The 13,008-nt window shown below is 65.4% G+C and carries 12 protein-coding genes; 4 read left to right on the top strand and 8 right to left on the bottom strand.

The annotated features are described in order from the left end of the window. The first annotated feature begins 290 nt into the window (after nt 1-290). Genes G6N67_RS18935 through G6N67_RS18925 form a run of 3 tightly spaced genes read left to right on the top strand, consistent with a single transcriptional unit; the run spans nt 291 to nt 3,914 of the window. Entirely contained in the window at nt 291-1,004 is a 714-nt protein-coding gene (locus tag G6N67_RS18935) for a hypothetical protein (protein WP_131524579.1), read from the top strand. After that, nucleotides 991-2,286 carry an O-antigen ligase family protein gene (locus G6N67_RS18930; RefSeq protein ID WP_081812429.1) on the top strand — a complete coding sequence of 432 codons (1,296 nt, stop codon included), beginning with the start codon at nt 991-993 and terminating at the stop codon, nt 2,284-2,286. Before G6N67_RS18935 ends, G6N67_RS18930 begins: the two co-directional genes overlap by 14 nt. Beyond that, nucleotides 2,283-3,914 carry a hypothetical protein gene (locus G6N67_RS18925; RefSeq protein ID WP_165572148.1) on the top strand — a complete coding sequence of 544 codons (1,632 nt, stop codon included), beginning with the start codon at nt 2,283-2,285 and terminating at the stop codon, nt 3,912-3,914. Before G6N67_RS18930 ends, G6N67_RS18925 begins: the two co-directional genes overlap by 4 nt. Here G6N67_RS18925 and G6N67_RS18920 read toward each other — a convergent pair. Both G6N67_RS18920 and G6N67_RS18915 read right to left on the bottom strand, forming a co-directional pair. Next, nucleotides 3,901-4,512 (bottom strand): GNAT family N-acetyltransferase, encoded by a 612-nt coding sequence (locus G6N67_RS18920; RefSeq protein WP_230021159.1) that lies wholly within the window; start codon nt 4,510-4,512, stop codon nt 3,901-3,903. The genes G6N67_RS18925 and G6N67_RS18920 overlap by 14 nt on opposite strands. Then, on the bottom strand, nt 4,500-5,600 hold the full coding sequence (locus G6N67_RS18915; protein WP_036429585.1) for a class I SAM-dependent methyltransferase: 1,101 nt from the start codon (nt 5,598-5,600) through the stop codon (nt 4,500-4,502). The genes G6N67_RS18920 and G6N67_RS18915 overlap by 13 nt, the downstream gene beginning before the upstream one ends. 14 nt (nt 5,601-5,614) lie before the next feature. Between G6N67_RS18915 and G6N67_RS18910 the strand changes: the two genes are divergently transcribed. After that, nucleotides 5,615-6,169, top strand: a complete 555-nt coding sequence (locus G6N67_RS18910; protein WP_036429586.1) for a dTDP-4-dehydrorhamnose 3,5-epimerase family protein — start codon at nt 5,615-5,617, stop codon at nt 6,167-6,169. On the opposite strand, the gene G6N67_RS18905 is transcribed toward G6N67_RS18910, so the two are convergent. The 6 genes from G6N67_RS18905 to G6N67_RS18880 form a co-directional block, all read right to left on the bottom strand. Beyond that, complete coding sequence (locus G6N67_RS18905) at nt 6,153-7,181, bottom strand: NAD-dependent epimerase/dehydratase family protein (RefSeq protein WP_036429587.1); 1,029 nt, start codon at nt 7,179-7,181, stop codon at nt 6,153-6,155. The two genes, G6N67_RS18910 and G6N67_RS18905, sit on opposite strands and share 17 nt — an antisense overlap. Then, nucleotides 7,178-7,837, bottom strand: a complete 660-nt coding sequence (locus G6N67_RS18900) for a PIG-L deacetylase family protein (RefSeq protein WP_036429589.1) — start codon at nt 7,835-7,837, stop codon at nt 7,178-7,180. The genes G6N67_RS18905 and G6N67_RS18900 overlap by 4 nt, the downstream gene beginning before the upstream one ends. After that, entirely contained in the window at nt 7,834-8,616 is a 783-nt protein-coding gene (locus G6N67_RS18895) for a glycosyltransferase family protein (protein WP_036429591.1), read from the bottom strand. Before G6N67_RS18895 ends, G6N67_RS18900 begins: the two co-directional genes overlap by 4 nt. Then, a complete protein-coding gene (locus tag G6N67_RS18890) occupies nt 8,613-9,857 on the bottom strand; it encodes a class I SAM-dependent methyltransferase (protein ID WP_036429593.1) in 1,245 nt (414 codons plus the stop codon). Before G6N67_RS18890 ends, G6N67_RS18895 begins: the two co-directional genes overlap by 4 nt. 422 nt (nt 9,858-10,279) lie before the next feature. Further along, nucleotides 10,280-11,905, bottom strand: coding sequence for a GMC oxidoreductase (locus G6N67_RS18885; protein ID WP_051578872.1), 1,626 nt, complete (start codon nt 11,903-11,905; stop codon nt 10,280-10,282). Then, nucleotides 11,898-12,965, bottom strand: a complete 1,068-nt coding sequence (locus G6N67_RS18880; RefSeq protein ID WP_306666506.1) for an alkane 1-monooxygenase — start codon at nt 12,963-12,965, stop codon at nt 11,898-11,900. Before G6N67_RS18880 ends, G6N67_RS18885 begins: the two co-directional genes overlap by 8 nt. Nucleotides 12,966-13,008: the final 43 nt, after the last annotated feature.

Raw genomic sequence — 13,008 nt, 5'->3', positions numbered from 1 at the left:
CAGAGCCAGATCCTAAACCAATGCCGCCGGCTCTGGCGCATCGTGTGACCACCCCGTCCGGGAGGCCTCGCGATCGGTGACCATCACAGCTGACCGACAGTCAGGCGACAATTGGTTCGCTCGCTGCGTCAATTATTCGCAAACATCATGCACCGAGCGTCGCTGCGGCCTCGAGCCGGCCGGACCGTCGCCGCGCCCGCCGCCCGAAACCTGAGAACGGACTTTGCCGCAATTCCGTCAAGCCGTTAATATCACGGAAATACGGGTGCCGATGGCGCACACCGAATCCAGTGAGGGTCTCCGCCTTGAACGTCGCCCAGTTCCTTCGATCAGTCGTCCGGCGACCGCTGGCACTCGCGTTTCTAGCTATTCTCGGTGCCATTGCCGGTTACGTCGGGCTGTCCTCTGCGTCATCGGTGTATCAGTCGACTGCGGTTGCCGTCGTGATCCCACCCGGCAGCGGTTCTCCGGACGCGGGCCTCAACCCGCTGATCAATCTCAACAACAACACCGCACAGCTCACAGCAATCGTGGCAACGGCCTTGCAAACAGACGGCGGGCACAAGGCCGCCGCCGACGCGGGCGGAACCGGCAACTTCACCGTCAACACAACATTCGGTGACGCCGCGGTGTACGCGCAGCTGACTTCCCAGCTCGTGATCGTGGCCGACGGGCCGGACGCCGATTCGGCCAGGGCCGCGGCTGCCGCACTCGTCGAATATGCGCGCGCATGCCTCAACAAGATCCAGCTCGACTCCGCGGTGCCCGTCGTCAACAACGCGCTCCTGATCCCGTCGGTCGAGCCGAGCCAGGCCGTGAAGCTGCCGACCAGCGGCGTCCGGGCCGGCGCGGCGTACGCGTTGGGTGCGGTGCTCGGTGGCCTGGCGCTGCTGCTGATCCTGGACGCGGCGCGCGAGGTCATCCGTAGGCCCGGAAGCCTCTCTCGGACCGAAGAATCCGCCACCGAACCGGACGGAGCATCGCGGAGTGATGCGAACGCCTGAGGCCCCTGTGGTCGACGTAGCCGGCCGCAGCGGACACAGCGGGCCGGTGCTGCTCGCGGCCGGCGCCTTCTTCCTGCTCGGGATGCGCCAGACGTTCACCGTCCCATTGACTTTCGGCCTGAGTCTCGGCCAGTTCCTGCTTTATGTCGGCGCCGCCGGGTGGGCGCTCGTCGGCGGCGGGGTGGCCCGGTGTGGGGTCGCCAACCGGTGGCTCGTGATCGCGGTCATGGGCTACCTCACCGCATCGTTGCTGTCCTACGGCGCTGCGATGGACCGCGGCACCGTCACGCGCGGGTTCGAATTCGGTGATCGCTACATCTTCTCGGATCTGGCACTGGCCGCCATGGTCGTCGCGATCATCGCGATGATCACCACGACGGGCCACGTCGCGCTGATGCTGAAGGGCCTGCTGGTCGGTGGTGCGCTGTCGTCCGCATTCGCGGTCGTGCGGTTTATAGCCGGAATCGACCTGGCACCGCTGTTCATCCTGCCCGGGCTCAAACAGAGCGATTTCGTCCTCGTCACCAACCTCGCCCGCGAAGGCATCGACCGCCCGCAGGGCAGCGCTGGGCATCCCCTCGAGCTCGCCGGAGTGCTGACCGTGATCATCCCGCTCGGTGTCGCGATCGTGGCCAGTGCCCGCGCGAAAGGCGAACGGACCTGGCCGTGGATCGCCTGCACCGGCCTGCTGATCTGCGGCGCGATGGTGACCGTGTCGCGTTCGGCGGTCGTCGGTCTGGTGGCAGCGGTCCTGGTCATGGTGTGGCGGTGGTCGATCAGGCGGTTCGCCGTGACGCTGATCGCCGCGGCTGCCGCGGTGGGGTTGGGATTGTTGCTGCAGGTGCAGGTGGTGACGGCGATCCTGCAGTCGTTCGCCAACGCGGCCACCGACTCGTCGATCGCTTCGCGAGGTGTCGGCGCCTCGTACGTCGCCGCGCACTTCCGCGACCAGTTCTGGCTGGGGCAAGGGGCCGGCATGTATCCGGCGTTCCGCCAACCCGTGCTCGACAACCAGTACCTTTCGCGGCTCATGGAGACCGGCGCGCTCGGGCTGGTGAGCTTCGTCGCGTTGATCGCTGTGGCGTTGGTGCTGGCCCTGCGGGCTTCCGCGGCGCGTGACCCAGTGACCGCCGAACTCGCGGGCGGCATCAGCGGATCACTCGCTGCGCTCGCGGTGATCAGCACGATCCTCGACGTCAGCGGCTTCATCCAGATCTGGACCGTGACATGGATACTCGTCGCGTTGTCGACGGTCGTCTGGCGGCTGGGGCGGCAGCCATGAGGTCGCGCCCCGGCCGTGCGCTCGCCGCGGCGGCACTGGTGCTCGCAGGCTGCGGATCGCCCGGACACGCGGCAACACCCATGCCGCACCCTGAGATCATCGGATTCTCCGCACCGGATCTCGTCAACCCGCTGCGCGGGCAGTACGAGAACCTCGCGACTCCGCTCTTTCCGCAAGGCAATCCGGCCCAGGGAAGGTACGAGCCATGGCCAGGCACCACCGACACGAGCCTGCGGATCGATTGGCGCACGTTGCAGCCCCGCGATCCCCGCACCCTGCCCAAGGATGCGCCCGACGACCAGAAGTACGACTTCGGCGTGCTAGATGCAGCCCTGGCGGAGGCCGAGAAGAACGGTCACCGCGTGGGTTTTCGCGTCACGGCGTTCAACTCGTGCTGTGAATCCGACTACCCGAACGACACCGACATCGCGGTGCCCGACTGGCTTCGAGCCATCCCCGGCGCAACCCGCACGTATCCGAATCGCGGTGTCAGCTACGTCATTCCGGACTGGAACAACAAGGCGTACCTGTCGTCGTTCGCCGATCTGCTTGCCGCGCTGGGCAGGCGCTACGACCGCGACGAGCGGCTCGCCATCGTGGAGGTGTCGGGCTACGGCGATTTCAGCGAGAACCACGTGGCGTTCATGCGCGACACCCTCAAGATCCCCGGGCCGGCCCCTGACGACAGCGAGCGCGAACTGGGCTATTTCAGCCAGTACCGGGATCAGTACATCACGAAGGACTCGATCACGTTCCTGGTCGACGCCAATCTGGCCGCGTTCCCCAACACCCAGCTGATCGCGGCGACGGGTAATCCGGAGATCACCCGGCAACTGTTCCGGGACAGTGCGCGGTTGCGGGGCCGCGCCAAACCTGTCGGGATCCGCGCCGACGGGCTCGGTGCCTACCGCCCGATCCCGACCTGGGCCGAGGACGACGACTCTCGCTACGTCCAGACCGGGGATCCCATGGTTGCGGTGGTGGCCAACAGGTTTCGCATCGCACCGATCGTGACCGAGTGGATTCCGAACCCACCTACTACAGACACCGCAGATTACTACCTGACGGGCCTGCGCGACGTGGTCAACGACCATGTGTCGATGACCGCGAGCACCGGGTTCCCGGGTCAGCTGTACGAAACCCCGATGCCCGCCGATCAGTACCAGGTGTGGGCCTCGGCCAACAAGTTCGCCGGATACCGGTATGCCGTCGTGGCAACGGAACCGACCGAGCCTATCGCGCAGGCTTCGACGAGTTTCACGCTCACCTTCCGGTGGACGAACTTCGGTGCCGCGCCCGTGTATGAACGCTGGGATCCCGAGTACACCATCGTATCGGCGTCCGGCCAGGTGGTGCGGACGCTACCGGCCGGCGTCGATCTGCACAGTCTGGTCGCCGATCAGCATTTCGACGATGTCGCCGACGTCCCCGCCGCGAAATCGGCCATGGACGCGGTCACGGTCGCCGACGGCCTGCCCAGTGGCACGTATGTGGTGCGGGCCCGGGTGAACTGGCGCGAGCATAAGCCGAACGCGACTGTCACAGTGGACTTTCCGCCCATGAACCTGGCACAGACCGGACGTGATGCCGACGGGTGGTACCCGATCCTGCAGTTCAGCGTGCGCTGACCCAGTCGTCCCGCACCAGGCTCCACAGTTCGTGGTCGCGACGCCCGTCGCCAACCCGCATGTAGTTGCGCATGACGCCCTCGCGCGTGAACCCAAGGCGTTGTGCCAGTTTGACGGTCGCCGAGTTGCCGACAGCGATCGGTGCCGCGATCCGCTCGATTCCGAGTTCGCCGAAGAGGTGGCCGATCGCGAGCCGGATCGCGGTCGTACCCACGCCGGCGCGCGCATGGCGCGATCCGACCCACAGGCCGAGTTCGCTTCTGCCGTGGAACCCGTCGAGCCACACATCGCACTGCCCCGCCAGCCGACCGTCGACGTCGATCACGGTGTGCAGCCCACCGCCGGCACGCATGCGCCTGCGGGCTGACATGCACTCGCGGATCCAGGCGCGACGGGTGTGGCGTTCTGCCCAGCTGAGCGTCGAGTGATCCCAGAACGGTTCGATCAACGCCTGATCGGCCAGGCGTACCTCGCGCCAGGTGTCGGCGTCGGAGAAGCGCGGCGTCCGCATCGTCACTGCGACACCGTGGTCCGTCACACCCGTCAACGTGGGCGCCGCGCCGAGCACCCGGCGCAACCGCACCCCTAACTCTGACACTCGTTGCTCTCGGGTAGGCGATCAAGGTCGATCCAGCGCCCGTGCAGCTCGGGATACCGAGCTGCCACCTCGGACAACAGGTCCGGCACCGTGAGCAGAACCATGTCGGGCCGGGCGGCGATCAGTGCGTCGGGTGAGACGATCGGGATGTCGGTGCCCGGCATCCGCCGCCCCTGCTTGGCGGGTGACGCGTCGGCGACCCCGCCGAGTAGTTCGCGGTCCAGGCCCGCCATCGCGAAGAGCGCAACAGCCCTCGACGCCGCGCCATAGCCGTACACGCGTAGGCCTTCGCGTCGCCGGTCCCGCAGCCACGTCCGCAGGCTCGCCACCTGGGTGTCGGCCGCCCGCTGCAGCGCCCCGTGCAGCAGCTCGTCATCGAGTTGCCGTCCAGTGCAGTATCTTTCACGCTCCGGCCGCTGGGCCGCCGTGTGCACTGCGGCCACCAACTCGGTGCCGCCGTACAAGCCGAATGCCCAGTCGGCGACGATCGTCATCCCGGCCCGGGTCAGCAGCCCTTCGAGAGCATGGCGCGAATAGTAGGCGAAATGCCCGTGCCGCAGGGCGTTCCACTGACCCTGGGCGACGATGGTCGCGAGCGCGTGATACTGCAACAGCAGCACGCCGTCGCGGGCCGTGGCCGCCGCGCGTTCGGCAAACGCGGCCCGCTGATCGGGTTCGTGCATGATGCCGAAGCAGTCCAGCACCACATCGGCCGGTTCGCCGGCCCGCGGGAGCGGGGTGAAGCCGCGGGCGGTCAACAATCCCAGCCAGCTGCCGCCGTGCGGGCTGCCGAACTCGCGCACGGTCGTTCCCGTGAGCCATCCGGCCCCGGCCACACGTGCCACGGCGTCGGCGGCCTGATCTTTCAGCGCCTGCGGTTCGACCCCACGCGGTTCGGCGGTCACCGTATCGTCTTCGGCCAGCTGGGCCAGCCGGCATGCGTCGCACAGGTCCATCGCGAGCGGATACAACGCCTCACGATCCGATACAGGCTCATCCGCCGGCGGGAAGTGGTCCGCGGCAGGAACTCGCCCCAGCTCGAGCACACGCCGGAGCCGGTGTCCGCCGCATGCCCGGCAGGTACTCATGGCAGCATGTCCTTGTGCGCATCGAGCAGACCCGGATTCCCGGTGTGGCCGTACTGGTTCCGCAACCGCACCGTGACGCGCGGGGCCTGTTCACGCGAACCTTCGACGCGGCGATCTTCGACGAGTGGCTGGGAGTTCCCGGCGCCGCAGCGACGTTCGTGCAGGATTCGCAGTCCCGGTCGGCGCGCGGCGTGATCCGGGGACTGCACGGGCGCCGCGGCCGCGGTGAGGCCAAACTGGTGCGGTGCGCCAACGGCGCCGTGCACGACGTCCTGGTGGATGCCCGGCCGGACTCCCCCACGTTCGGTGAGCATGAGTCGTTCCTGCTGGACGACAACGACTTTCGCCATCTGTACGTCCCACCCGGCCTGCTGCACGGTTTCCAGGCGCTGACCGCGACCGCCGACGTGTGTTACCGCATCGATCGTGGCCACGACCCCGCCGAGGACATCGCGGTGGCCCACGACGATCCCGACCTGGCGGTGGCGTGGCCCCTGCCGGTGACCGCGATATCGCAGCGCGACGCCGCCGCGGGCAGCTGGGCGGATCTGGTCAGGCAACTGCGCTGACACTCCGCAGCTCACCGTCCACCGAGCCGCCGTCGAGCAATTGCCGCAGCCGCGCCAGCCGCGTGAACCGGTCCTGGAACGACGCTTCGGTCAATCCGTAGGCCGTGTAGGCGGAATACAGCTCGATCGCGCCGTCGGCGACCGTGTGGCGCGCCTCGAAACCCAGTTCGGTTCGCGCCCTGCTGAAGTCGACGCGGTACGACCTCGGGTCGGCTCCGGTCTCGCCGGTGATCTGCACGGTGGATCGGGGTACGGCATGGACCACCTCGTCGGCGATCTGGGCGACCGTCACGTTGTTGGTCTCCGAGCCCACGTTGTACGCGCGGCAACTGACCACGTCGGCCGGTGCGGTGAGGCAGTTCGCGAACGCCGCGGCGATGTCGGCCGCATGAACGAGCGGCCGCCATGGCGTGCCGTCGGAGAGCACCCGGACCACACCCGTGAGCACCGCGTGGCCGACCAGATTGTTCAGCACGATGTCGGCACGCGGGCGGGGCGAGAACCCGAATGCCGTTGCGTTGCGCAGGAACACCGGTACGAACCCGGCATCGGCCATCGCCGCGACATCGTCCTCGACACGCACCTTGCTGATGGCGTACGGCGTCAGGGGCCGCAGCGGTGCATCTTCGTCGACCAAGCCGTCGCCGGCCGCGCCGTATACCGAACAGGTTGAGGCATACAGGAATCGGCCCACACCGGCGTCCTTGGCCAGCCGCGCCAGCCGCACCGACGCACGGTGGTTGATGTCGAACGTGATGTCGGGTTCGAGCGCCCCGAGCGGATCGTTCGACAACGCGGCCAGGTGCACCACTGCGTCGAACCCGGCCAGCTGATCGACCGTGACGTCACGCAGGTCGACCGTGAGCTGTTCGACTGCGTCCGGCTCGGGCCCGAGCACACAATCGGCGAAGTAGCCGGTGTCCAGGCCGACGACCTGATGCCCGGCTGCCTGCAGCACCGGCACCATCACCGTGCCGAGGTACCCCTGATGTCCGGTGACCAGAACCCTCATACGCCAGCCCTTTCCGCGAATCCGATGATCGCCTTCTCCACGACGAACGCCTCGGCGTGGCTGCTGCGACATTGCACGCCGCGCAGCCGGGACAGCCCGAGGAAGGCCGCGTCGTCGAACCAGTCCCGCCCGGCCTGCGACGGATAGTGCTCGTGCAGCAGGCGCACCTTCTCCTCGGCGATCTCGCGATCCACCGGGTGGAACAGCGTCGGCCGCGGGGTGTCGGTCTCCCACTTGAGGATCTCGTAACCCAGGGTCAGGTGATCCCGGAACTCGGTGGGCAGCAGTTCGGCCAGCGTGCGGTGGTCCTGATGCGCATCGTGGCGCTGCGGCCCGAACACCACATCCGGATCGCAGGTCTGCCGAAAGGCATTGAGCTCGGCCTTGACCCGGTCCCAATGCGCGGGCGCGCGGCCGTCGGGGAAATCCAGCACCGTGAGCGCGATCTCGGCCCCGGGACAGAAGGTCGGTAACGCGGAGCGCTCCTCGGCCTCACGCGGGGTGCCGCCGCCGGACAGCACCAGCGCGTGCACGCGTAGCCCCGGATGCGTACGCGCCAGGGTGAGCAGCGTGCCGCCCATGCCGATCGCGATGTCGTCGCAATGTGCTGCGACCGCCGCGATTTCGGTGACGGACGCGGTGTTCAGCCCGATCACGACGCGCGTTTCTCCCAGAGCATCCACGGCGCGTCGCCACGCTGGTAGGCGGCATCCAGGTCGGCGCGTTCCTTGAACGTGTCGGCGGGCTTCCAGAAGCCCAGGTGTTTGTAGCCGTAGAGCCTGCCGTCGGCCGCGAGCTTGCCGCAGACGTCCTCGACCAGGTCGCAGTCCTCGGTCAGCAGCTCGAGCACATCGCGCGAGAGCACGAAGAACCCGCCGTTCTCCCAGATCGGCAGCTGCGATACGGGCGTGATCCCGTTGACCGCACCCGAATCCGTGAGATCCACGCAGTGGAACGACGACTGCGGCGGCACCACGAGCATCGACGCCGCGGCGCCCGAGGCCTTCACCTCGTCGATGATGTGGTTCATCGGCGCATCGGTGAGCACGTCGGCGTAGTTGGCCAGGAAGTACTCGTCGTCTTCCAGGAACTTGCCGACGCGCCGCAGCCGCTCGCCGATCGGCGATTCCGCGCCGGTGTCGACGAACGTGATGGACCAGTCGCTGATGTCGGAATGCAGCAGCTCGACCTGGCCGTCGCGGATCACGAAGTCGTTGGACACCGACTCCTGATAGGTCAGGAAGTAGTTCTTGATGTGCGTCGCGCCGTAGCCGAGGCACAGGATGAAGTCCTTGTGCCCGAAGTGCGCGTAGTACCGCATGACGTGCCAGATCAGGGGCCGGTTCCCGATCATCTGCATGGGCTTGGGAATGGTGTCGTCGGCTTTGTTGCGCATCCGCATGCCGTAGCCCCCGCAGAACAAGACGACCTTCATGAAGACCTTCCCTTCGCCATGTCGACGACGTGCAGACTGGGCAGCGGGTATACGAGCTGCGCTCCCCACTCAGCGGTGTATGACAGTTGTGCGGTGATCTCGGTCTCGAGATTCCACGGCAGCACGACAATGACGTCCGGGCGGTCCTTCTCGAGGCGGTCCACGGGATGGATCGGGATCCGCGTGCCAGGGGTGAACCGGCCGTGCTTGTACGGGTTGCGGTCGACGGTGTATTCGAGGAGGTCCGAGCGGATTCCGCAGTAGTTCAGCAGCGTGTTGCCCTTACCCGGGGCGCCGTAGCCGACCACCCGCTTGCCCGCGGCCCGATAGTCCAGCAACAGCCGCAGCAGGCTGTGGCGGAGATCCTCGGTACGCCTTTGCAGCGACACATAACCGCTGACGTCGTGCAGGTCGGCGCGTTCCTCGGCGGCGAGCAGTTCGGCCATCCGGGCCGAGGGTGCGCCGGCCACCGCGTCGGGCCGCGCCCACAACCGGATCGAGCCGCCGTGTGTCGGAAGGGATTCGACGTCGACGACGGTCAACCCGGCGGTCGCGAGCGCACGGGCCGCCGACGCGACCGTGTAGTACTGGAAATGCTCGTGGTAGATGGTGTCAAACTGCGCGAATTCGACCAGGTTGCCCGCATGGTGCACCTCGATGGACAGCCACCCGTCGTCGGCAAGCAGCGTGCGCAAGGAACGGGTGAAGCCCAGCAGGTCGGGGATGTGGGCATAGACGTTGTTGGCCACCACGAGGTCCGCGGGCCCGTGCCGGTCCCTAACCGCCGTTGCTATTGATTCCTCGAGGAACGCCGTCAGCGTGGGCACGCCGCGCTCACGCGCCGCCTGTCCGACATTCACCGACGGCTCGATGCCCAGGCATGGCACGCCCGCGTCGACCACGTGCCGCAGCAGGTACCCGTCGTTGCTGGCAGCCTCCACCACAAACGATTCGGGGCCCAGGCCCAACCGGTCGACGGTGGCACCGACGAACCGCCTGGCGTGCTCGACCCACGAATCGGAGAATGACGAGAAGTATGCGTACTCGGTGAACGTGTCCTCGGGCGTTATCAGCGCAGGGATCTGCAGAAGCAGGCAGTTCTCGCACACTCGGAGGTGCAGTGGATACGTCGGCTCCGACAGGTCCAGCTCGTCGACGGCAAGGAATTTCTCACACGGCGGAGTTGCGCCCAGATCGAGCACGCTCAGCAGGCGGTCTGACTCACACAACCGGCACAGCACACGCAGACCTTCGCTCTCCGCCGAGGTTGATCAATACTGTTCATCTCGTGACGCCGAGTCGCAAGCAAGGCCATCGGTATCACTCAACCCGAGGATCTTAGCAGCCTTCAGCTAACTAGGACTATGTTGCTGTGTTGGTCGCCTCACCCGTGTACGTCAACCCGAGCAATCCGCGTGTGTCGTGTTCTCTGTAGACGCTGCACAGTCGTGCGGCTTGCCAAGCCACCTCTCAACAGCGGTGTACGCCAACAGCAGTCACAGGCTTGGTGGTCACTGACAACGCCGCCGCGCTGGTGACCGCTACCAGTACGCGCCTTCAGTGGCAGCATTTGCTGAGCAGACCTGGAAGTTCCCTGCACCGCATACTCCCTCTCGCTCATGCTCCGCGAGAACCGTTGCACAGTGCGGGTGGGCCGCCACTCTCATCGGCGGCCTTGGAGGATTGCTTCGACGTTGCGTTCCGCCAGTGCGGTGATGGTCATGAAAGGGTTACACCCGACAAAGCCCGGGATCAAAGAGGCATCGTTGATGTAGAGGTTGTCGTATCCGAGTACGCGACCGAATGCATCAGTGACCTGTCCCCGAACGCATCCGCCCAACGGGTGGACGGTGTTGGGCACGAACACTCTCCCAGAGAAGATGTCATCTCGGTAGTCGACGCTATTGGCGGTGACCACTCGGTCAAACACCCGCCGGGCTCGTTGCACGAGGTGCTCGGTGTGCTCGTCCGTCCACTGAATGGATATCGAATCCGTTGGACGATCGTAGCTGAAGTCGGCTCGGTCCCCGGTCTTGACCATGGCGTAGTACCCGAGCATGAATGTCTCCTCGGGGAGCGGTATGGAGAACATGCTGGCGTATACCGGATTGTCTGGGTCGGTTCTGCCGTCGAGATTGATCATGCCCATGAGCGACTGCTGAGTGCCCGCCGGATCATGGTTGTCCAGCATGTGCGAAACCATAACGTCACCGTTGTTGCCGTAGCCTCGCCCAACTGCGTCGGAGAGATTCGATAGCGCACCTGTCTCTCGAGCACGTAACAGGATGTGATTGGTACCGAGAACGCCGGCGCAAAGGTAAAGGTGCCGACACCCGATCTCTCTACGCGCCAGTTCTTCACCCCAGCGGTCGATCGTGCGGGTGCCCACCACATATTCGCCGGACGGCTCTTGCCGGATACTGGTGACTTCGGTGAGCGGCCTCAGGTTCACGCGGCCGGTTTTCACGGCCGCTCTGATGTAGGTTTCGTCGACACTGCCAATGCGGCCGAAATTGTTGCCGTACTGTTGTTCCAAGTCAAGCGCAGACCGCGTTGCCCGCCCTGCCGCTTCATCTTTGAGATAATCGAACGAGTAGGCGCTGCCGTTGTAGTCGACGGGATAGCCTGCGGCGGCCGCGTATTGCCTCCCGACTCGCGCGTACTGGAACCATGGGGTCTGTTCGAACCAGTTCATATCTCTGTAGCTGATCCGCAACGACCTACGCGCGCGGGGTATATATGTTCCGAGGAACTCCGTCGGAGCGATGTCTGGGAACGTTTGGGCTACCTGCGCGGCGGTTGGGACCGCGGCGATTGCCGCGTTAACCATCGATCCGCCACCTACGCAGATTCCACGGAAGACATCGTGGGATCCGTGTGTACTCTTGTCGCAGATACCGGCCTGCACGGGTTGGGGCGAGGGAACGTTTCGCGCGATATCCTCCACCGTGATCCCCCTGAACGATGTAGTCAGGCTTGGCGGAATCGGCGTGAACCAGCCGGACCGAGTATCGGCGGGCAGCATCTTGGAGAATCGCTTGCCATCGTCGTCAGGCGCGGTCCAGTGTCTTCCCTTCTCCAACATCAGGGTGTCGATTCCCGCTTGGCCGAGTCTCAGCGCTGTGACCCCACCGCCGTATCCACTTCCAACCACAATCGCCGGGTAGTAATCACGCGGCGCGGACCGGCGCGCTGTCGTGCGTAGGTGCACAGCCGCGCCGCCAGCGCCCATGGCGGCCGACGAAGCCATTCCGAGGAATCTTCGCCGCGAGAGGAGCAGGTCATCCATTACGCTGCCCATACCTGGCAACGCCACGCCGCTCGCGTGACGAATCAACTGCGGCTAGGCCGATCTCGCCCCCGTAATGATCAAGGACAAGCGGATCCATCACACGCCGCCACAACGGAGGGACCAGCGCCAGCACCAGCATGGTGCCGTATCCCCCGGGCAGTTCGGGAGCGTCGTCGAAACTACGTAGAGTTTGGTAGCGCCGCCGGGGGTTGGCATGGTGATCGGAATGTCGCTGTAAGTGGAACAGAAAGACATTGGCCACCACAGTGTTACTGTTCCAGCTGTGGCGCGGAGCGACCTTCTCGTAGCGCCCAGAAGGCAACCGTTGACGCCGAAGCCCGTAGTGTTCAATGTAATTGACAATCTCTAGTAGACAGAATCCGATGACCGCCTGCCCAAGCAGCCAGGGAAGTACAATCGGGCCGAACCAGAGTGCGACAACAGTGAATAACAGCGCACTCAACAGCCAGGCGTTGAGGACATGATTGCCGAAAGTCCGCTGTGAGAGACCGGCCCGCGCAAGGCGCCTAGCCTCCGAACGCAACGCTGAGCGGAGGCCACCCAACAACGATCTCGGGATGAAGCAGTACAGGTTTTCACCAAGTCTGGCGCTTGCGGGGTCCGCCGGTGTTGCCACCCGGCTGTGATGGCCGCGATTGTGCTCCACGAAAAAATGGCCGTAGCAGGTTTGCGCCAGCGCTATCTTACTGAGTCGTTGTTCGAAGCGTTCATGCTTGTGACCGAGTTCGTGGGCGGCGTTGATGCCCACACCCCCGATTACACCGACTGTGACCATCAGTCCGACCTTGTCCCCGAGCGCCATCCGCAACCAACCTCCACCACTCCACAACCAGCAGGCCAGAACCAGCGACAAATACTGATTGGGCAGATACAGATAGGTCGCCCACCGATAGAACCTGTCCCGATCAAGCTCGACGTACGCACCCTCCGGGGGATTACGTTTGTCTCGGCCGATTAGGTGATCCAACGCGGGCACCACCACGAAGGCAAGGATTGGGCATAGCCACCAAAACCATCGGATATCGGTGATAGACACCGCAATCCATGAAATCGGGGCCAAACATGGGACAGTTGCACCG

The organism is Mycolicibacterium mageritense (assembly GCF_010727475.1).
In the GTDB taxonomy this organism is placed as follows: Bacteria; Actinomycetota; Actinomycetes; order Mycobacteriales; family Mycobacteriaceae; genus Mycobacterium; species Mycobacterium mageritense.
Note: the sequence above shows the minus strand (reverse complement) of the source record. Positions and strands in the feature narration are given on the sequence as shown.

Bases quoted from the DNA above. Each gene is read 5' to 3' on its own strand.
- G6N67_RS18930 (WP_081812429.1), top strand. From the start codon at position 991: ATGCGAACGCCTGAGGCCCCTGTGGTCGACGTAGCCGGCCGCAGCGGA.
- G6N67_RS18915 (WP_036429585.1), bottom strand. From the start codon at position 5,600: ATGAGTACCTGCCGGGCATGCGGCGGACACCGGCTCCGGCGTGTGCTC.
- G6N67_RS18895 (WP_036429591.1), bottom strand. From the start codon at position 8,616: ATGAAGGTCGTCTTGTTCTGCGGGGGCTACGGCATGCGGATGCGCAAC.
- G6N67_RS18885 (WP_051578872.1), bottom strand. From the start codon at position 11,905: ATGGATGACCTGCTCCTCTCGCGGCGAAGATTCCTCGGAATGGCTTCG.
- G6N67_RS18905 (WP_036429587.1), bottom strand. From the start codon at position 7,181: ATGAGGGTTCTGGTCACCGGACATCAGGGGTACCTCGGCACGGTGATG.
- G6N67_RS18925 (WP_165572148.1), top strand. From the start codon at position 2,283: ATGAGGTCGCGCCCCGGCCGTGCGCTCGCCGCGGCGGCACTGGTGCTC.